This window comes from Marinicellulosiphila megalodicopiae (assembly GCF_045862395.1).
Classification (GTDB): Bacteria; Pseudomonadota; Gammaproteobacteria; order Pseudomonadales; family Natronospirillaceae; genus Marinicellulosiphila; species Marinicellulosiphila megalodicopiae.
Genome location: NZ_AP023087.1, coordinates 86,319 through 106,935, shown reverse-complemented (window position 1 = coordinate 106,935; position 20,617 = coordinate 86,319). Strand labels below are relative to the sequence as shown.

Annotated in this window: 14 protein-coding genes; 3 read left to right on the top strand and 11 right to left on the bottom strand. The window is 38.0% G+C overall.

Annotated elements, in window-relative coordinates:
* Window positions 1–397: 397 nt before the first annotated feature.
* The 10 genes from TYM08_RS00415 to TYM08_RS00370 form a co-directional block, all read right to left on the bottom strand.
* Window positions 398–883 (bottom strand): GNAT family N-acetyltransferase, encoded by a 486-nt coding sequence (locus tag TYM08_RS00415; RefSeq protein WP_422380997.1) that lies wholly within the window; start codon window positions 881–883, stop codon window positions 398–400.
* A gap of 54 nt (window positions 884–937) precedes the next feature.
* Window positions 938–1,735, bottom strand: coding sequence for a carbohydrate ABC transporter permease (locus TYM08_RS00410; RefSeq protein ID WP_422380996.1), 798 nt, complete (start codon window positions 1,733–1,735; stop codon window positions 938–940).
* Entirely contained in the window at window positions 1,725–2,684 is a 960-nt protein-coding gene (locus TYM08_RS00405; RefSeq protein ID WP_422380995.1) for a carbohydrate ABC transporter permease, read from the bottom strand. Before TYM08_RS00405 ends, TYM08_RS00410 begins: the two co-directional genes overlap by 11 nt.
* Before the next feature lie 10 nt (window positions 2,685–2,694).
* Window positions 2,695–4,905 (bottom strand): glycoside hydrolase family 3 N-terminal domain-containing protein, encoded by a 2,211-nt coding sequence (locus tag TYM08_RS00400; RefSeq protein WP_422380994.1) that lies wholly within the window; start codon window positions 4,903–4,905, stop codon window positions 2,695–2,697.
* A 99-nt stretch (window positions 4,906–5,004) separates the two neighbouring features.
* Entirely contained in the window at window positions 5,005–5,634 is a 630-nt protein-coding gene (locus tag TYM08_RS00395) for an HAD-IA family hydrolase (RefSeq protein WP_422380993.1), read from the bottom strand.
* Window positions 5,634–6,380, bottom strand: coding sequence for a hypothetical protein (locus TYM08_RS00390; RefSeq protein ID WP_422380992.1), 747 nt, complete (start codon window positions 6,378–6,380; stop codon window positions 5,634–5,636). Before TYM08_RS00390 ends, TYM08_RS00395 begins: the two co-directional genes overlap by 1 nt.
* A 26-nt stretch (window positions 6,381–6,406) precedes the next feature.
* Window positions 6,407–7,237: a 23S rRNA pseudouridine(2605) synthase RluB gene (gene rluB, locus TYM08_RS00385; RefSeq protein ID WP_422380991.1), complete on the bottom strand. Its 831-nt coding sequence runs from the start codon at window positions 7,235–7,237 to the stop codon at window positions 6,407–6,409.
* On the bottom strand, window positions 7,237–8,733 hold the full coding sequence (scpB, locus tag TYM08_RS00380; RefSeq protein ID WP_422380990.1) for an SMC-Scp complex subunit ScpB: 1,497 nt from the start codon (window positions 8,731–8,733) through the stop codon (window positions 7,237–7,239). Before scpB ends, rluB begins: the two co-directional genes overlap by 1 nt.
* Complete coding sequence (locus tag TYM08_RS00375) at window positions 8,726–9,652, bottom strand: segregation and condensation protein A (RefSeq protein WP_422380989.1); 927 nt, start codon at window positions 9,650–9,652, stop codon at window positions 8,726–8,728. Before TYM08_RS00375 ends, scpB begins: the two co-directional genes overlap by 8 nt.
* A gap of 412 nt (window positions 9,653–10,064) precedes the next feature.
* Complete coding sequence (locus TYM08_RS00370) at window positions 10,065–10,514, bottom strand: hypothetical protein (protein WP_422380988.1); 450 nt, start codon at window positions 10,512–10,514, stop codon at window positions 10,065–10,067.
* Window positions 10,515–10,913: 399 nt separating this feature from the next.
* Here TYM08_RS00370 and TYM08_RS00365 point away from each other — a divergent pair, with 399 nt between their 5' ends.
* A complete protein-coding gene (locus TYM08_RS00365; RefSeq protein ID WP_422380987.1) occupies window positions 10,914–14,120 on the top strand; it encodes an SNF2-related protein in 3,207 nt (1,068 codons plus the stop codon).
* Window positions 14,121–14,131: 11 nt separating this feature from the next.
* Here the strand turns inward: TYM08_RS00365 and TYM08_RS00360 are convergent, their stop codons facing one another.
* The gene (locus tag TYM08_RS00360) at window positions 14,132–15,289 is read right to left on the bottom strand and encodes a hypothetical protein (protein WP_422380986.1); all 1,158 of its coding nucleotides are present in this window, start codon (window positions 15,287–15,289) and stop codon (window positions 14,132–14,134) included.
* A 266-nt stretch (window positions 15,290–15,555) separates the two neighbouring features.
* Between TYM08_RS00360 and TYM08_RS00355 the strand changes: the two genes are divergently transcribed.
* Together TYM08_RS00355 and TYM08_RS00350 are read left to right on the top strand one after the other, a co-directional pair.
* Entirely contained in the window at window positions 15,556–19,083 is a 3,528-nt protein-coding gene (locus TYM08_RS00355) for a glycoside hydrolase family 9 protein (protein ID WP_422380985.1), read from the top strand.
* 171 nt (window positions 19,084–19,254) lie between these two features.
* On the top strand, window positions 19,255–20,367 hold the full coding sequence (locus TYM08_RS00350; protein WP_422380984.1) for a phosphoserine transaminase: 1,113 nt from the start codon (window positions 19,255–19,257) through the stop codon (window positions 20,365–20,367).
* Window positions 20,368–20,617 lie beyond the last annotated feature (250 nt).

Below are 20,617 nucleotides of genomic sequence, written 5' to 3'. Positions count from 1 at the left end.
TGATGGAGCAGTTCGGTTTGGTTTTTAATAGGTTTGTTTGGTGTTAATAGAGGCAGACAATAACAAAAAGCGACAAGGATTTCAGTTTGTTTTTTTATTGGATGTGATCATTGGGTTAGTTTTTTTCGAATGAATCCGGAACTTACGGTTGAGGTTTGTTTTTTCGGAATAAATCCCGAACTTACAGGGTCTAGATTTATTGTGAGGTTTTTACAAATTTGGTTTTTTGAATGACTTGGATTGTTTTTTCCGAATAAATCCGGAACCTACAGGTGTTTATTGGAACGATGCATGCTCGAGGCACAATTCTAATTGGGCACATCCCTGTGACGATGAATCCGAAACCTACAATTACGATTTTATTCAACGAAGGTTTACAAATTTTCTGGCATTTGAATTAAATCACATATTCAAATAATAATACTTCTTCACCTTCATCATCCGCTGAACCCATCAACGAAAATCCTTGATCTAAATAAAATTGTTTTAAAAATGAATTTGCACTAACACAATCAAGGCGAACGACAGGTATTTTATTTTGTTTAGCCATATCAAATATGGTTCTGATAATTTTGGGACCTAAATTCATTTTTTTATATTTTTGATCTACCGCTAATTTATGCACATAATATGCATTGCGTTTATTGTGATTCCATACTGGTTCACTTTGGGTTTTTATTTCAAAAATAGCAGCCATTTTGTCTTCTATTTCAACAATATAAAACTGCCCATCCTCAATGGATTGTTTTAATTCTTGTCGTTTTGACAATAACCAATCCATTGGCCATTGTTGTGGGCATATATCTTTTAACCAATTTGCAGTGCATATCAGTAATTCAAATATTTTTTCAACATCCTGTTGTGTTGACTGTCTAATATCCATTCACTTCACCTGTTAAATCGCACCTGTTAAATCGCACCCGTTAAATTGCACCTGTTAAATTGTGCTGCCTTTTAAATAATGTGTGATACTGCGTGAACTAATTGCTAATACTATAATAGGCACAATCACAGAAAGTGAACCAAAGAAATAAGTAGGGAAGCCATTTGATCCGATATGCAATAGTGGTTTTTTATCTGTTTCACTGATAATAAATACACTTAGATCAATATAGTTCCAAAAAAAAGTAAACTGAATTATCGCAACAATTGAAATTGCAGGGGACAATAATGGCAGCATGATTTTATAAAATACCTGCCACTCATTTGCGCCATCTAATCTCGCTGCTTCTATGATTTCCTTTATAAATAAAGATTCAATATATTGTTTAATGACTAAGACACCTAAAGGAGGGACAACAAAAGGTATCCACAATGCTAAATGATTATTAAGTAGATGAAGCTGTTTAATGGTAATAAAAAACGGCATCACTTTAACAAATTCGGGGATCATCAACACCACTAATAAAATCGTTAATATGACGTATTTTATTTTGTAAGAATACATCACCAATGCATAGGCTGTCATGGCGCAAAACAAACAGCTAAATAATACACCTAAACTAGCAATTTTAATGCTCACCCATAAATTATCAAAAAATATTTCTGAATAAAATATCTGCGATATTAATCCATTAAAGCCATAATCGGACTGCCAAGGTGAACGTGGCATATCGTAAATATAAAAAGATTGAACAAAATGGCTGATAAACGGTTTAGTTAATGAAATGCAAATCAATAACAAAATACATGTAACAATAATTTTAACTAAATGATCTTTAATATTAGGCTGCATTTTCTTTTCTCATTTTATATTTATTAATCAGCTTAGATCCGATCATTCCTATTGCGATAAACAACAATATAATCACTACGAACACCCATGTTAATGCCGAAACCGATCCAACGTCACGAAATTCAAAATATAAGGATTGTAATAAATCTGAAAATGTTTCCATAGGTAATGCATTTGATTCAACTTCTAATTGACGACTTAGCCACAATTGCACATGGGACGCTTGCGATATAAAAATCAACGACAACACAACCATCATGCCAAACATTTTTCTGATCATTGGGAATTCAATTTTGAAAAACACCTGTCTATTATTTGCGCCTTCTAATTTTGCCGATTCAATAATTGATGGATGAATACTATTTAATGACATGTAATATATTAATGTAAAGAATCCGCTGTATTTTATAACAGTACAAAAAAACAAAAATATTACCCCCATCCATAATGGTGTTCCCCCTCTGCGTTCTTGACCCAACCAAGTTTGTGTTTCAGGGACGTTAAACTGATTAAACAAACCCACAATCCATCCGTCTTGGTCTGTAAATGGTCGACTAAAAATACTGGCTAAACTTGCCTCGCCGATCATATAAGGAATAAACAACAGCATTAAAAATACACCATGAAAACGAAAATACGACGCCATGATGCTTTTAGCTAACAACAAACTGATACTATGAATTAAAAATAAGCTTGTAGGTACATACCATAAAAAATGATAAAAAATGGCTTTAATATTAGGTTCTAATAATAAATTTTGATAATTTTTAAAAAATACAAATTCCATATTTTCTAAAGTGAAGGTTTTTGAATCATCCCAATGATAAAAGGAAGTAAATAAACTCACTGCATAGGGATATAAATTAAAACAGACAAACACCAATATAAACGGCATTAAAAAACCGGTGCTTGCAAATTTATAAGATTGAGCGGTCATTGCTTTTTTCATGAGTTCAACCTTATCGTTTAATGGGGGAGCAATATTCAATTTCTTCTGGCACTGCGGTTCTCCAAGAAGCTATTTGTTGTAAGTTATCTAAGCCGAAACCAAATTTTAAAAATGGATCGTAATCAAGCACACCCACGCTGTGTTTGAAATCACAGGGCAATCTTGGCCAACTGAATCCTAACTGGCCCAATTTAGAATCATGCTCACCATACAGCACACTTATAAGACCAGCTGAGTGAGTACCCGGTCTTCCTGCAAAAATTATTGCATTTGCGCTGTCCATTATTTCAGGCATATACATCGGTGAGTGTCCGAATATAATCACTGTTATTTTTGAATCCAGCTTTTCTAATAATTTGAAGGCATTTAATTGATTACGATAAAATTCGCTAAAGTCCAATGTCGACTCTGTTGATGTGCCATCTAAAACAGGATCTTGACTGATCACAAATACAATTTGTTGATAATATCTTAATGCTTTATTAATGCGTTTTTCATAATCTTTTTGATAATCAATAATATCTTGCTCATCGTCTGAATCTAATTCAATTAACTCGCCATAAATCCCTAATTTATCTTTTTTAGGAATCATTTTTCCATCTTCGCGTTTATTAAATTGCTCTAAGGCTTTTTGTGTAATGCCTTGACTGTCTATAAATTCAAATGGCACATGATCAAATAATTTATCACTGGATTCAAAGCTCTCAACTAAAGTACTGCCTTGTTTGATTGAACGATTATTTAAATTCCGTAAGCTTCCATTTGCCCACACGCCAATTTGATGAGTTAATTCATCGGCACCTAAACCCGTGAGCAATACTTTGTATTTGTTATTTAATGGTAATGTGTTTGCTTGATTTTTAATTAATACCGAAGATTCAATCACCGTTTTATTTACTAAATCTAGTAATTCAGTGTCATCTATTTTAATTGATTCTGCGCGCTCACTTGGAGACTGATAATTAAATAAACCCAATTTATGTTTTACACGTAATATTCGTAATACTGCATCATCAATTCGACTTTGTTTAATGCTTCCGTTTTTTACTGCGCTTGCTGTATTTTGAATAAACTTTTCACTTGCGTGATATTTTGTTGAACCAAAAGAAGAAGGGCCTGCGCTAATGGCCACATCTGAATCAAAATAAAACATATCGACTCCGGCATTAATTGCCGATGCACAATTAGCCAATCGACACCCAGAATTTTGTGCTGTTGCATTCAAAGATGTAGTGACAATCCCTGTAAATCCCATTGTTTGTTTTAAAATAGTTTGCACATAATAACGATGATTTAACATATTTTTAGAATTGATTTGCCCGTTTGATAATTCTACAGACAGTACACCCTGTTCTATTGCCCCTATATGCCCCTGCGCATATCGATTTAATATTACGGATTCATCTTCAAAAATATTACCACGTAAAAAACTTGCTGAGCCTAGCGCTAAATATCCACGCGAGCTTGTCATAATATCGTTGTAAGTGTGGTTTTTAGGTTGCACTGCTTGCACATAAGCGCTGGCTAATTTTTTATTTAATGCAGGATCTTCTGAAAAACTTTGTGATATTTGGGCAATACGCTTGTCATGTATAGGACTATCAAATCCTTCAACTAACCAATTAAAACCCGTTTGTGTTGCTTGTTTTGCTTGTAAGGAGGCAACTTGCTCTACTAGTTGAGGGTTTCTTGTTTGTCCTAAATTTAACCTTGGAGGAAAAATAGCTTGAGCTAAAGTAAATCCATTACCAGCTTGTAAATTTAGTTTTAAAAATGGAGGAATGAATGGTCGCTGATTTATTTCGGCGGTTTCTTTTTGTGAATTCCACCATTTATCTAATCCTTTGTGCCAATCTCGTATGCGTTTTCCGCCTGTATCTTTTCTGCCCTGATCAAATACTAATCCAGAGTAGGGATACAGATTAAATTCATCACTTGATATGGAATCAGGTAACAAAATCATTTGGGCTATTTTTTCTTCTAGGGTTAATTGTTTTAAAATCGTTTGAATAAACGCTTCGGTGGTAGGATTGTTTTGTGGATAAATATTTTTAGGCCACTGACTTAAATAATTCGGATCAGTTTTTGCGTAAAAATCTTCAAAGGTATAAATGGTTTTTTGTTCATTTTTTGGTAAAACAAATGCCATCCAGAATGCAAGGCATAATAACAACACCCAAATTCCGATTAGACTTTTTTTAATCATTATTTGGATCGTCATTACTGCTTCCACTTATTTATAGCGATATATATTATAGAGATTTAAAATTTTTAGATGTGACTCGTGTGGATAAACTCAAAAAAGATCATAACGATTATTTTATAAAAAATAATCGTTATGAATGTTATAGGCTTCTTTTACATCAACCACATCCATACCTGCATCTATTGCAGCCATAAAACCAAATTCTGCATCTTCAAATACAATGCAATGTTTTGGATCAACATTAATTTTTTGTGCGCCTAATAAAAACGTATCGCCTTTAGGTTTGCCATTTACAACTTGGTCGCATCCAACTATCGCATCAAAGTACTCAAACAATCCTGTTTGTTTTAAAAAATTGTGCGCCTCTTGTGTCGATGCACCCGTACCCACAGCCATGGGTAATTTTTTATAATATTGTTTGATGATTTTTTCTAACGCGGTGGCTTTTACAAATTCGCTAAAGTGAGCATGAACGAATGTTTCTTTTTCACCCATCATTAAGTTGATTTCATTTTCACTTAATTTTACGTTGGACTGTTTTGCTGCAAGCTCAATGGTTTGTAAAGTGGGTACGCCTGCTAAGCCACGCATAAATTCACGACTCACAAAAATATTATGACGCTCTAATGTTTCTAGCCATGCTTTTTCATGCAACTGACCGGAATCCACAATGGTGCCATCCATATCAAAAATTAAACCTTGATATTGATCTAAATCCACCGCCTGTTTAAAAAACTGTGGCATTACAACAAGCCTCCAACGGATAAATTAATTTGACCAAAGCTAAACTGTTGAGTGATATCGGTTAACTCGTCTTCTGTCATTTTGACATTCCACAAATTTGCGTATCCCATTTTCATTTCGGATTGAACAAAAAAATGTTGGCCTAAAAATAAATTTGCCCCCACTTTTACATTCACCCCCGCACCTGCTAAATATAATCCATCAAAACTTTCTTGAGTGAATAATATTGCATTGGTTTTTGGCACCATCATGCCGGCACTTAAACCTACTAACCAATGCGCGGTAACGTTGCCGTCTTCAAGTGGCGTATATTCTCGGTATTCAGAATAATAACTGTGATCCACAAATAAATAATTGATCGCGTCTGATTTATCGAACATGATAAAATCATCAGTAAGTGTCACTGAATCTTTTTTATAACTGCCATTAAAAGCAGGGTCCACATTTGCAATGTCGCCAGATATTTTTACAGTTTGCCCATTGGCCAACACGTATCTTAATTGATCAACTCCCATACTCACGGCATAGTTTTCATCAAAAAAATATCCCACTGAAACATTATTTTTAAATACTTCGGCGTTATCTGCATCGATTCTACTTAATGTAAAATCATAATCTTCATTTTTAAAATCGTAACGAATATCACTGTATAACGCGCGATTAAATCCACCTAATGCAAACCATCGTTTTGACTGAGGCACGCTATCAGCAAGCGCCAAAACTGGCACCAAGCTGATTACACTCATGATAAAAAACTGCAATAGCTTAATCATTATCGGCCTCGATTATTTTCACGGCGGCGTGTGCGTTGATTGGTCATTTTACGCTTAGCACCTTCGTCAAATCCACGCATGATGGATTCCCAAGGTTTTTTTGGTAAATCTAAGCTTACTGCAATGCCATCAATGGTTTTACGATCTAATTCAATAAACGTACCTGCACGTAATGAAGAATCCATAAATACACTGCCGTAACGTACGCGTTTTAAACGTGATACTTTTACGCCCTGTGATTCCCATAAACGACGCACTTCTCGGTTACGCCCTTCCATGATCACAACGTGATACCACGTGTTTGCACCGGAGCCTGCAAATTCTTGAATGTCTGTGAATTTTGCAATGCCGTCTTCTAGTTCAACGCCTTCATGCATACGGTTAATCATGTCGATGTTGACATCACCCAAAACACGTACGGCATATTCACGCTCAATTTGAGTCGAAGGATGCATCATTTTGTTGGCTAATTCGCCATCGGTTGTAAATAATAACAAACCACTTGTGTTGATATCTAAACGACCAACCGCCACCCAGCGCTCGCCTGGAATTTTAGGCAGCTTATCAAACACGGTTTTACGACCCTCGGGATCTTCGCGTGTGCAAATTTCACCCTCTGGTTTGTTATAGGCAATCACTCGTCTAAACGCTAAATGTGGCGCTTTGATTTTACGACCATCTACTTCTAATTCTTGGCTTGGTTCGACTTTATCGCCTAGCTTGGCAACTAAACCGTCTACTTTTACACGGCCAGCTTCAATGTAAGTTTCCATTTGGCGACGGGATCCGACACCTAAACTTGCTAGTACTTTTTGTATTCTTTCACTCATTAAAATTCATCTTCGTCTTGTGGTTCTTCTAGGGACTGGGCTGCGATTAAAGCAGCTTGTTGTGCCAGTTTTTCTTCAATAATGCGCATTTGTTCTTCTTGAGATATTTCATCTTGTGCGCGCTGGAGTTGTTGATTTTCACTCAACGTCTGGCTTTCTGGTTCGTTAAATAATGCACTGGCAGACAACGAGTCATCAGTGGCTTGGTCTTCGTCTTGCTGTTCATCAGAGTCTTCAAGTTGCTTATCAAACGATTGAGCAATCTCTTCAAACCCTTCGGCTAATTTGGGTAACGGCTGATCGTATTGTACTGGGTTTTCATCATTAAATGATTTCACCAAGTCATCAAATCCGTCAGACATTTGTTTGGATTTTTCATAATCTGGATCATCTTCACTGACTGAGCCAGCTCGTTGTGCTGCAAAACTCACTTCAATGGTTTTGTTTACTTCATCTAATTGTTTTAAGTCGCCCGCCAATTGCTCGTCTAAATAAGTATCGGCTTCGCGTTCTTTGGTTTCGTCTTTTAGCTCGTTGACCAATTCATCTAATGAAGCTTCTTTATCTACATCGACCGATCCAGTATCTGGCAATGACATTTGCGGATTAATATCTTCAATGTTTTTAATTTCTGCCATGGTTGGCATTTGCGATAACGAGCTTAAACCAAAGTAATCTAAAAATTGTTTAGTGGTTGCAAACATGGCAGGCCGCCCGGGTACTTCACGATGCCCAACCACACGAATCCATTGACGCTCTAATAATGTTTTGATGATGTAACTTGAAACGGCCACACCGCGTACGTCTTCAATTTCGCCGCGCGTAATAGGTTGGCGATAGGCAATCAACGCAATGGTTTCTAACATTGCACGGGAATACTTTTGTGGTTTTTCACCAAATAAACGCGCGATCCACAATGCATCTTGCTGACGTGTTTGAAAACGATAACCCGCAGCGGTTTCTATTAACTCAATGCCTTGGTTTTCGTAGGACACTATGGACTCAGCTAATAAACATTTGATGTCTTTTTTGCTAGGGCGCTCTTGGTCTTCAAACAAACGCTGTAGCTCGCCAAGTGTTATGGTTTTGCCTGCAGCAAATACCATTCCTTCTAACATGCCTTTTAAGCGTGTTGGCTCAAATCCACCATAAGGTAGGCGACCTTTAATTTCAGCTAATTCTTCTGGGGCTTCTTCTTGAAAGTCGCTCTCGTTTTCCTCAGGAGTGTCGTAATCTTCAAGCATTTGCTCAAAGTCCCCTTCGGCTTCATTTAAACGAAGGGAGAATCCTGCGCCATCGTCTTTTTGCACATCTAAATCGTCTTGCGCTTTAGTGCGCAATGCTTCTTTTTCAACGTCTTCGATGGAAAGCTCGTCGCTTTGTGTTTCATTCATTTCACTTTGCGCGTCATCATTACGCTTGTGATCTGCTGTTTCGATTGATGTCTCATCGATAATTTCCGCCTCAGCGGATTCATTGTTTAGTTCTTCATTCATTCTCAGGCGCACCTTTCGCTTTTACATGAATTGGTCCAAATAATTCATTTTGAACCAAATCCACCAGTTGTTCTTTTGCTAACTCCATAATTGCCAAAAACGTCACTACCACACCTAAACGACCTTCAGACGCATCAAACAATGAAATATATGGAACAAACGCCTTACCCTTAAGGCGCTCTAATACTTGGCTCATTCGCTCGCGAGTAGACAGTGTTTCGTAAGCAACTTCATGCCCCACCTCCATTTCAGCGCGCTCTAAAATAAACTTAAATGCCCGCATGATCTCTTCCATTTCTATATCTGGATGCACCAAAGGTGCGTCAGATTCCACTTTAGAAGCGGTACGAATGAAAATATCACGCCCAGTACGTGGCATTTCTTCGATGTTTTGCGCGGCGGTTTTAAATTGTTCGTATTCTTGTAATCGACGAATTAACTCAGCCCGAGGATCTAATCCATCGTCTTCCTCTTCGCCCTCTTCGTTACGTGGCAATAAGATACGCGACTTAATTTCAGTCAACATGGCAGCCATTACCAAATATTCGCCAGCCAATTCTAAATTCACCGATTGCATTAACTCAACGTATGCCATGTATTGTTTGGTAATTTCAAACACATTAATTTGCAATACATCGATGTTTTGTTTTTTGATTAAATAAAGCAATAAATCCAGTGGGCCTTCAAAACTGTCTAAAAACACTTCAAGGCAATCTGGTGGAATAAACAAATCCAGCGGCAACTGAATCATTTCTTTACCCGCGACAATGGCAAATGGCATTTCGGACTGACGCGCCTGTGCATCCTGCTTTGCGTCACTTAAACGCAAGCCAGTTTTTAACTCCAGTTTAGTAATGTCTTGATCTGTCACCGACACTTCGTCAGAATCAGATTCAAGTTCAATTTCCATGTCGCTCATTGAATGCTCATTGCCGTTTAATTGTTTTGGGTAATTTTATAAGTGGTTGCTGCTGCAAACTGTCAATTAAAGGTTTGATCTAAGGATTGCTCAAATTATTAACAGCTGTGCAAAAAAAGGCCGATTATAACCGTTTTTAAGGGGGAATTGATACGCTATTTTGCAGAACAATGGGACTGAATTCAAAGTCTGAAGGGGCTTAAATTTGTTACCGTTTGTAAGTGAAGATCCTGGGGTCGGATCCAAAATGATCTAAATTTCTGCTCAGTTTTTTTATCCGCCAAATTTTCCTATCTTTTCCAATTGAAATTCTACTCAAACATCAAGATTTTAAACACCATTGAGCTTGCATAAAAAAACCCAAACTGGCGCACCATGTTTGGGTTTAATTGTATAAAATCTGTACTTATCACTATTCGCCGGCTTTTAACTCTGCAACCGTTAAGCTTTCTTCACGGGTTCTAATTTTAAGTTTATCTAGAGCGTCACCTAAGTCTGCAACGTTAAATCCGATGCTGAATTTGTTTTTAGGTAAAAACTTATGTTCCACCTTGAAACGACTAAGAAGCGCACCCATGCTGGTTTCAGATGCTAATTTACCCACGATATCGCCCTTTAAAATAAACGATTCGCCTGCTTCTTCGGTAGCGTCACCAGCACCTTTCACTTCGGTAACTCTAAAAAAAGTACTCACATTACGTGTACTTGTTACAACACAAATGATGCTGCCTTCTTTAAGATCGTTCCACGCAATGTTTTTTGCGTTTTTCAACTGTTTATCAGTAATATCAAAAATCACACCGCGCTCAGTTGGGTATAACTTTTTGTAATCTCTATCTTTGATGTTGCTAAGCAAAAACATATGAACTTCCTATATGCAAAATTTGGGCTGTAGAAAGTTAAACATTCCATACAACAATATTGAAAAAGGGAGATTATAACCTGTTAAGAAAAAATTTGTTTATTTGAATTGTTTTTGCCCTGACTTTGTATGGATTAAATAAACAAAGAGTCTAAAACCGCACAAAAGAATCACTTTTTTTGCGTTTTAAAATGAGGTTGCGTTAGCTGTATTTTGCAGTCGTTTTAAATCCTGCATCCGTACACAAATTAATCTTTTGGTTGACCTACAAAGTGGTGCTTTAAAAAACAGCAAAACAACACAAACGAAATTAATTAAAAAACATTTGCTGTAAACCCGCTATCCTTGCTTAAAACCCTGTACAATACTTGTCCATTTTTTCAGCTGCCTTTATCCAATATGCTTATTCAAAAAAAACACGTTAAAGCTTCTTTTAGTGCGGTCACTTACCACAGAGGTAAGAAGTATTATGATGAAGGTCGAGTATTTGATCTTACTTTGGATAAGTATCAAGATGGAAATGTGGTCAGCGGTACGGTCTTAGGTGGCGGTAATATGCGTTATTTCACCGAGGCTTGGATCAGCGAAGGTGAGTTTATAACAGATTGCGAATGCTCAGATTCCGATCAATGCAAACACGGGGCTGCGTTAATATTACAAGCATACGATAATGGTTTGTTTTTAGATCCCACTTCAAAAGACGTGATCGAGCCCGTTGTTAAAAAATCCAATATGCAATCGTGGTTTGAAAATGCCGAACAAAAAAATATCTTAACTAAATCAAGTGATACCCAGTCAATTCATGAAGACTTTTTGGTGTATGTGTTAAGCACTGGCATTAACGGCTTAGAAGTTGAGGTGAGAAAAACCAAGCGCAACAAACATGAGGGCATCAATAAAGGTGTCACCATTAATTTAAAGTCCATGACCAATGATGTGATCTATAACTGCATTGACGATTATGTGACCCAGCTAGATTGCGAAGTGTTTAACAACATGTCATTTAGTGCCCAAGATGTGAATAACTCATTTGAAATTTATAACGCTGCCAGAGCGCAGGTGTTAATCAAAATGGTTGCAACGGGTCGATGCTTTTGGCAAACCACGGACACCCCCCCTTTTAGCATTGAACCTATGAAGCAAAAATTTGAGTTCAAATGGACTGACAACGCCCCCTATACATTAGAAATTTTGGTGGATCAGCGCCCTGATTATGTATTATTACCTACCACACCAATGCATTATTTGAATGTGGCGAGCAATAAAATTGGTCAGATCTCGACCATGTTAACGCCTAAAATTATTGAACATTTAAATGATTTACCCCCACTAAGTGAAGATGATGCCAAGCAGTTTTCGATGTGGGTATTTGATCGAAACTTGCCCATTACTGTGCCTGTTGATTTAAATGTGGTTGAGTTTAATGGCGACTTTAAACCGCTTTTACACATCGATTTTGATGAAAAACTGAATCATTATTTTGCGAAATTCTATTATCAATACGATGAATTTGTGACGGATTATAATCAATACGAATCCATGAATCCGACTGTATTTAAAATAGACGAGCAATTGCATCGCTGGCATCGAGATTTAGGCAAAGAGCGTTCTGCGTTATTAATGTTACGCGAGTTAGGGTTGAATGATCCCATTTTGATTCATACTTCAAAAAATGAAAATAAATTCGTATCTGAAGATGTGTTCTTTTGGACGAAGTTTAAAGACGATGCCCAGGAAATTCTTGAAAGTGCGGGCTGGGAAGTTATATTAAATAATGTCTCATTGCCTGAAATTTATGAGATTGACCACGCGCAAGGTGATGTCAGTACAGAAGCGTCTGAATTTGATAACTGGTTTGAATTGGGTTTATCCGTCACTTTAAATGGTGAGAAAATCGATTTAGTGCCTTTGTTAATTGACGGGTTAGCCAACATTGAAGATTGGGAAAATTTACCCGATAAAATTTTGGTGCCAAACAAAGGAGACTTCTTAAAATTCAACAAAACGGACATCGAGCCGATTATTAGAATTTTAAATCAGCTGACAAACAAAGATGGGAAAATTGGGCGCTACCATGCGGATGTGTTAAATCATATTCCGTTTGTGAATACTTGGTCTGGCAGCAAAAAAATTCAGTCGTTAGCTAAAAAACTGAAAGATTTTTCAGGCATCACCGCAATAGACGCACCAAAAGGTCTTCAAGCTGAGCTGCGTGAATATCAGCAACAAGGGTTAAATTGGATTAACTTTTTACAAGAATATGGATTTGGTGGCATTTTAGCCGACGACATGGGATTAGGTAAAACCGTGCAAGCGTTGTCTATGATGCAGGTATTGTATAACGCAGACAAAATTACAGAGCCGATGATGGTGGTGTGCCCAACCAGTTTGATTGGTAACTGGCGTAATGAAGCGGCTAAGTTTGCACCAAATTTAAAAGTATTAGTTTTACACGGACCGCAACGCCATGATTTATTTGATCGAGTTGCCGATTATCATCTTGTGATTACAACCTATCCTTTGATTCATCGTGATATTGAAGTGCACATGCAGCGCAGATGGCTGTGGTTGGTGTTAGATGAAGCTCAGGTGATCAAAAACCCGAAAGCTAAAATGACTCAAGCGATAAAACAGCTTAAAGCGCATCATCGTATTTGCATGACTGGTACACCAATGGAAAACCATTTAGGTGAATTATGGTCGTTGTTTGATTTCTTAATGCCTGGATTTTTAAATAACAATAAACGCTTTAATGAGCTTTACAGAAAACCCATCGAGGAAGGCGATAAAACCGCACAAAATTGGTTAAACGAACGCATTAAACCGTTTTTATTGCGCCGGACCAAAGATGCCGTTGCCACAGAACTACCTAACAAAACGGAAATTATTCAATATTTAGATATGCCGTCAGACCAACGCAGGTTGTACGAAAGCATTCGTGTCACCATGGAAAAACGCGTGCGTCAGTTGCTTAAAGAAAAAGGCATCGCCAAAAGCCAAATTGAATTTTTAGATGCCTTATTAAAATTACGCCAAGCTTGCTGTCATCCGCAATTGGTGAAATTGCCCGATGCTGAAAAAGTGCAAAGCAGTGCAAAGTTAGAGTTTTTATTAGATACCCTGCCTGAAATGATTGCAGAAGGGCGCAAGATTTTAATCTTTTCGCAATTTGCGCAAATGCTAAAAATCATAGAATCGACCTTAACCGCTCACAATATTGAAACGACAAAATTAACAGGACAAACGCGCAAACGCGAAGAAGCCATTGAGCGTTTTACAAGTGGTGAAGTAGATGTGTTTTTGATTTCATTAAAAGCAGGAGGCGTGGGTTTAAACTTAACTCAGGCAGATACTGTGATTCACTTTGATCCATGGTGGAACCCAGCAGCTGAAAGCCAAGCAACCGATCGAGCGTATCGTATTGGGCAAGACAAACCGGTATTTGTGTATAAACTGGTGACGCAAAATAGTATTGAAGAACGCGTTTTAGAATTGCAAAAACAAAAACAACGCATGGCACAATCGGTTTATGATAATAAAAGTGGCGAAATGGAGTCGCTAAACGGCGATCAATTATTGTCGTTATTTGATATTAACCCTTCATAATTTCAGAAGAATTACATTAAGCGGTGGAGTTGCTCAAAATCGACTTTGCCATCTACTTTATTCAATAGTACATGATTGATTTTAGTTAACATGGTGCCGAACTCATCGTCTTTTTGTAACGCTTGAGAGAATATCGTTTGATTGGTTTCGATTGCTGTGGATAAAATTGATTCGATTTGATCTTCTTGCTCTAGCGTTATGCCAAGAAAAGGCAACAAACTTTCCATACTAACAGCCACATCTTCAAGGTTTTCTATGGATAGTTTCATAGTTTGCATGGAAGCTTCTTCGTTGAGTGACATCACTTTTTGCATACGTTGAGTAAGCATCATAATGGTTTCCATTTCTTGCTCTAGTGCAATTTCATTATCAAGAGCTATCACTCTTGCACTTAAACCTTGTAACAAAGAAAACACGTTATCTTTTATCATTCCGTATTTTGCTTCATCTTCAATCGGCATATTTTTAACTAAAATGGAGACATTTTCGTAATTCATGATGCTGCGCTGGCCAAAATCGTAATAACGGCCTCTGTCTTTCATTTGCGACAAAAGTTGACTCTCCATTTCTCTGGGCATGCCGTTTTCTTCCATATTACGTTCTTCAAATTTCCCTCGTATTTGCAAACTGCAATGCAAGTCATAATTTTTGAGAGAATTAAGCAAACATACGCCTAATTCATTTAAATCTTTGCATTGATTGCAATCCAACAAAAATTGAATATTAATACCTAAATCACTGGTGTTTGCCATGGCCATAAACGCCATTTTGTTCGCTTGAACAATTTGAGATTTCAATTGTTTATTGGCAATTTGGTCGAATATCAATCTAAAACAACGGGCTACAAATTCATCGGCTGTAATGTCTTTTTCAGGTAAATCATCCACGCCTTCTTGATAGGCTTTAATGCGTTCTTCTGTGTTGATATCAGGTACAAATAATACTGAAGGTGGCATGTCATCTTGTTGCTGATTAATTTTTGCAGCAAGCTCAATGCCTTGGATTGCATCTTTATGGCAAATTAAAATTAAATTGGTCAGTTCAAGGTTGCAGTCGTTAACTTCTGAGACATCTGGAAACTGTTTTAAGGCGAATTGCTCAGAGAACTCAAGCAAAAAAGGAAATAAACCTTCAGGGTCAAAAATTGCAATTTTATGTGAATGGGACACAACAATACCTCAAAAGAAAACGGACTACTTCTATAGGTTTAGATGAGTTTTTTACATTTTACCAATCCAATTTTATTTTTTACTAAACAATACCGAAACAAATGCAAATCAATTGAATTTTTGAAATTATGCAACATTAGAATGCAATCACATTTGCATTTTATAAGAATTCATTTTGGACACGGATTGTGTTAAATTTTTGCGGTTATTTTTTGATCATGCAGTAACATTTGCATGAATTCACAAACTGGAAGAGAGCAAAGAAAATGAAAAATTTTAAAAAAGCATCTTTAAGTGTCGCTATTGCGACTTTGATGGTGCAACCAATGCTGGCTGGCGCAACGCCAACATTGATTGAGAACGGGGATTTTGCAAACGGTTCGTTCGCATTATGGGAAACACCGGCCTGGTGGGAAAGCGATGGATCTGGTACTAACGTTGTTGACGATCAAGGTCGTTTTTGTACAACAACTACTGAGGAAGGTGTTCATCCTTGGTCAGCTCAATTACGTCAATCTGGGCGTACTTTTGTTGAAGGTGAAACTTATAAAGTAAGTTTTAATGCTTGGACGTCAAACACAGCTGACGTAACTATCAACTTTGGTGCTAACGATGAAGCAGTTGGCGCAGCTATTTTTAATGAATATGCCATTTCAATTACATCTGAGCTAACTGATCCAACGGGCATGTTATTTGAAATGGATTATGTAGCAGAAGCATCAACTGATGTGGCTAAAATTGCTTTCCAAATGGGGCCTGCACTTTTACCTGTTGGTGAAACAGTATGTTTAGATAACGTAGTGGTTGAGCCACCTGCTAAAAATCTATTGGCTGAGGGTGACTTTTCTGATGCTGAAGCTGCAGCTGCCGCTTGGACAGTTGGACTTGATTGGGATAGTACTGCAACTACTGCTTCTTTAGGCGCAGGTACTTCTGAAGTAGATACTGAAGGTCGTATGTGTATATCCATTACAACAACTACCGCTGCTGACTGGGGCCAACAATTACAACAAAAAATGTTTGATTTAAAAGCAGACATTGGCCTTACTATGGCGTTTGATGTTTGGTCAACGGCTGATGTTACTATCGCTGCAGGCTTAAATGACACGACTACTTATACTGATTTAATTGGCGGACCGGTTGCTATTACTGCTCGCTTAGATGAGCCAGGTCAGCATTTTGAATTTACTGAAGAAACTAACCCAGCATCGGAAGCGGCGGATTTCCGTTTTGTTTTAGGCGCAAATGCTGACTTAGAAGGTGAAACAGTTTGTTTTGACAATCTAGAATTATTAGATCCAAACGGCAACTCTGTGATTCAACCTGTTGAGCCAGTATTACCACATGTAACCGTTAACCAAGTGGGTTATTTACCTGCATTTTCTAAAGTTGCAACATACAAAATTATTGTTGAAGAAGGCGTTACTGAAGATGTAAACAACGCACGTACTTGGACATTAAAAGACAGCGCTGATGCAGTAGTCACTACTGGTTCAACGATTGTAATTGGTGAAGATGCTAATTCTGGTGACATCATTCATGAGATTAACTTCTCAGATGTAATTGCTGAAGGTTCTGACTATGTATTAGAAGTAACAGAAGGCACTGAAATTATCTCAAGTTTCCCTTTTGATATTTCAACTTCGATTGCTGACCAACTTCAATTTGACGCATTAGCGTATTTCTACCACAACCGTTCGGGTATCGAGATTGAAGAAGCGTTAGTAGGTGCAGAGCATGCTCGTGATGCTGGTCACGTAGGCGGTTCAATCACTGTTGATGTTCTTGATGAAGATGACATGGTTATTGGTACTGAAGAGATTTTATACACCGATGATCGTATGGTCGATACATGGGCGTGTAAAGCTGACAAAGAAGATGACACATCTCTTGAGTTAGATGAAACCCTTCCTGGTTGTCGTATTGGTGTTGATGTAAGTGGCGGTTGGTATGACGCTGGTGATCACGGTAAATACGTAGTAAATGGTGGTATCTCTGTTTGGACATTAATGAATCAATATGAGCGTGCTAACTTATTAGGCTCAAATGCAGATACATTTGGTACAGATACACTGGCATTACCTGCAGCTGAAACTGCAAACGCATTGCCTGATTTATTAGATGAAGCTAAATATGAATTAGATTTCTTCTTCAAAATGCAAATTCCTGCAGGCGAAGATATGGCAGGCATGGTTTACCATAAAATCCATAACCTAGGCTGGACAGGCATTCCACAACTTCCAAGTGAAGATGTGAAAAAACGTTTCATTCAACCACCAACTACTGCAGCAACGTTAAACGTAGCAGCAACCGGTGCACAGTGTTTCCGTGTATTTCAAGAGTTTGATCAAGCTTACGCTGATGAATGTTTAGCAAATGCTAAAGTGGCATATGAAGCGGCTAAAATGTATCCAACTGAATACGCAGGCGGCGCTAATGCAGCTGTAATCAACGAAAATGGCGGCGGATTATATCCTGATCAACAAGTAGCGGATGATTTCTACTGGGCAGCGGTTGAATTGTACCTAGCAACGGGCGAAGCGATGTATATGAACGACATATTCACATCCCCTATTCATAACCGTTTTGTAATCGATGAGCAATTTGATGATGCTGACTTTGAAATGCCGAGCTCAATCTTTACTTGGGGCCAAACAAACGCACTAGGTTTATTGTCTATGGTTACAGCTGGTGAAGCATTTAATGCGGACGCGACTTTATTAGCAGATGCTAAAGAATTAGTGTTAACTGCAGCGGACAACTATGCATGGTTTGCACATAACCCAGGTTATTCTGTTGGCATGGATACGACTAAAAATTTATGGGGTTCAAACTCATTTGCAGTAAACAACATGATTCTTTTAGGTCTTGCAAGCGACATTACCGACAATGCAGAAAGCTGTTATTTAGACGCATTCAACAACAGCATGAGTTACTTATTGGGCAACAACCCAATGAACTTCTCTTATGTTTCTGGTTATGGCGAAAACGCTTTGATAGAACCTCATCACCGTTTCTGGGCTGGTGCTGTTGACGGTGCATTCCCAATGGCACCTGCTGGCGCATTATCTGGTGGACCGAACATGGGTCTTGAAGATTCTGTTGCATCGGGTCGTTTAGAAGGTTGTGCTTCTGAAAAATGTTATTTAGATGACATTGACGCTTGGTCTGTAAACGAAATTACAGTTAACTGGAATGCTCCTATGGCGTGGACTGCAGCTTATGCAGCAGATATGTCAGCGGCAATGGTTCCAGTATGTTCAACTGATTACTCATCTATGACCTCAGCGCCAGCATTAACTGCTAAAGGTCAAAATGATGTAAATAATGCGGTTGATAATGATACTTTACTAATAGCAACTCAAATGAAATTAGCTGAAGCACAAGCAGCGTTAGAATTGGCCTATTCAGATATTGAAGCGACAGAAGCAGAATTAGCACTAGCGCAAGCAGCGCTTGCTACAGCGCAAGCCAATCTAGCTACAGCAGAAACTGCATTAACTACATTGCAAGCTGATGCAACTGCAACTGAAGCTGATTTAGCAGCTGCTGAAGCTGATTTAGCAGCTGCTGAAGCTGATTTAGTAACTGCTGAAGCTACAATTACTGCATATGAAAATGCTGCACCAGAACAAAATGCTGCATTAAGTCAAGCATTGGCTGATTTAGCAGCTTCTGAAGCGCGTGTTCAAGAACTTGAAGACGAAGCTGATGCGGGTTCTGTACCTTTTATCTTCGCAGCGTTATTGATGTTTGTTGCAGTAGCGACTCGTCGCAAACGTTTCATGAAATAATAAAATTCTTTAAATAGAACCATCTTTAAAACCCCAGCAAACGCTGGGGTTTTTTTTCAATTTACATTTATTAAATCTTACTTCTCTCAATTGAGAGTACGTTTTAAAAAATCTTAGTCCTTCCTCTGCTCCTTAGGTATAATCGCGTTTTTATATTTTAGAGATGCTAACGTGAGCCAACCGACTGTAAAACCCGCTAATCCTAATTTTTCTTCTGGACCTTGTTCAAAACGTCCAGGCTACGATGTTGCAAAATTAGACCTTTCGACATTAGGTCGTTCACATCGCTCAAAAATCGGTAAAACGGCATTAGAGTTAGCCTGCACAAAAACAGCAGAATTATTAAATCTTCCAGAAGGCTACCGCGTAGGTATCGTGCCAGCGAGCGACACAGGCGCCATGGAAATGATCATGTGGTCAGCATTAGGTCCGCGCCAAGTTGATTTATTTGCATGGGAATCATTTGGTCGTGAATGGTTAACCGATGCCACCGAGCAGTTAGATATTGACGTAAACTGCCACACCGCCGATTACGGTTTATTACCCGATTTTTCAAAAGTAAACCCAAAAAATGACGTCATTTTTACCTACAACGGCACCACATCGGGCGTAAAAGTTAAAAACCTAGATTGGATTTCTGACGATCAAGAAGGCATCGTGATTTGTGACGCAACCAGCGCCGTATTTGCCATGGACATGGACTGGAAAAAACTAGATGTCGTGACATTCAGCTGGCAAAAAGTGTTAGGCGGCGAAGGCGCACACGGTGTATTAATTTTATCGCCAAAAGCCGTTGAGCGTTTAGAAAGTTATGTACCGCAATGGCCAATGCCAAAAATTTTCCGATTAACAAATAACGGTAAATTAATCGAAGGTATTTTTGAAGGTGCAACCATCAACACACCTTCCATGTTATGTGTGGCAGATTATTTAGATGCACTTAACTGGGTCGAATCAATTGGTGGACAAAGTGAGGCCATCAAACGCTCACACGCAAGTCTAGATGTCATCAAAGAATTTGTTGCGCAAAATGACTGGATCGATTTCTTAGCAGAAGATTCACAAACAGTTTCAAATACATCCGTGTGTTTAAAATTAGATTTAAACGACGATCAAATCAAAGCGTTAATAAAATTATTAGCCGATGAAAATGTAGCATTAGATATTGGCGCATACAAAAGCGCCCCGTCAGGACTTCGTATTTGGTGTGGCGTAACGGTGCAAACTGAAGACATAAAAGCGTTGATGCCTTGGATTAAGTGGGCAAGAGATTCTTTAGTTTAATCCATTCGTCCCTGAATGAATTAAAAGCTTGGTGAGTATTCTGGCGGAAGGAAACCTTCCTTGAATACTCAGTCGCTAACCGCACATCCATCTGCTTTTAAGTATAATTCTTTCGTCCTTGAATGAATGAAAAGCTTGGTGAATTAAATTATATACAAAGTCAGTTTTCTATTTTGGAATAAACCCAAGGCCGGGTCCAAAAATACATCAGATCAAATTTAATAAAGTTATATATTAAAATAGGACTTAA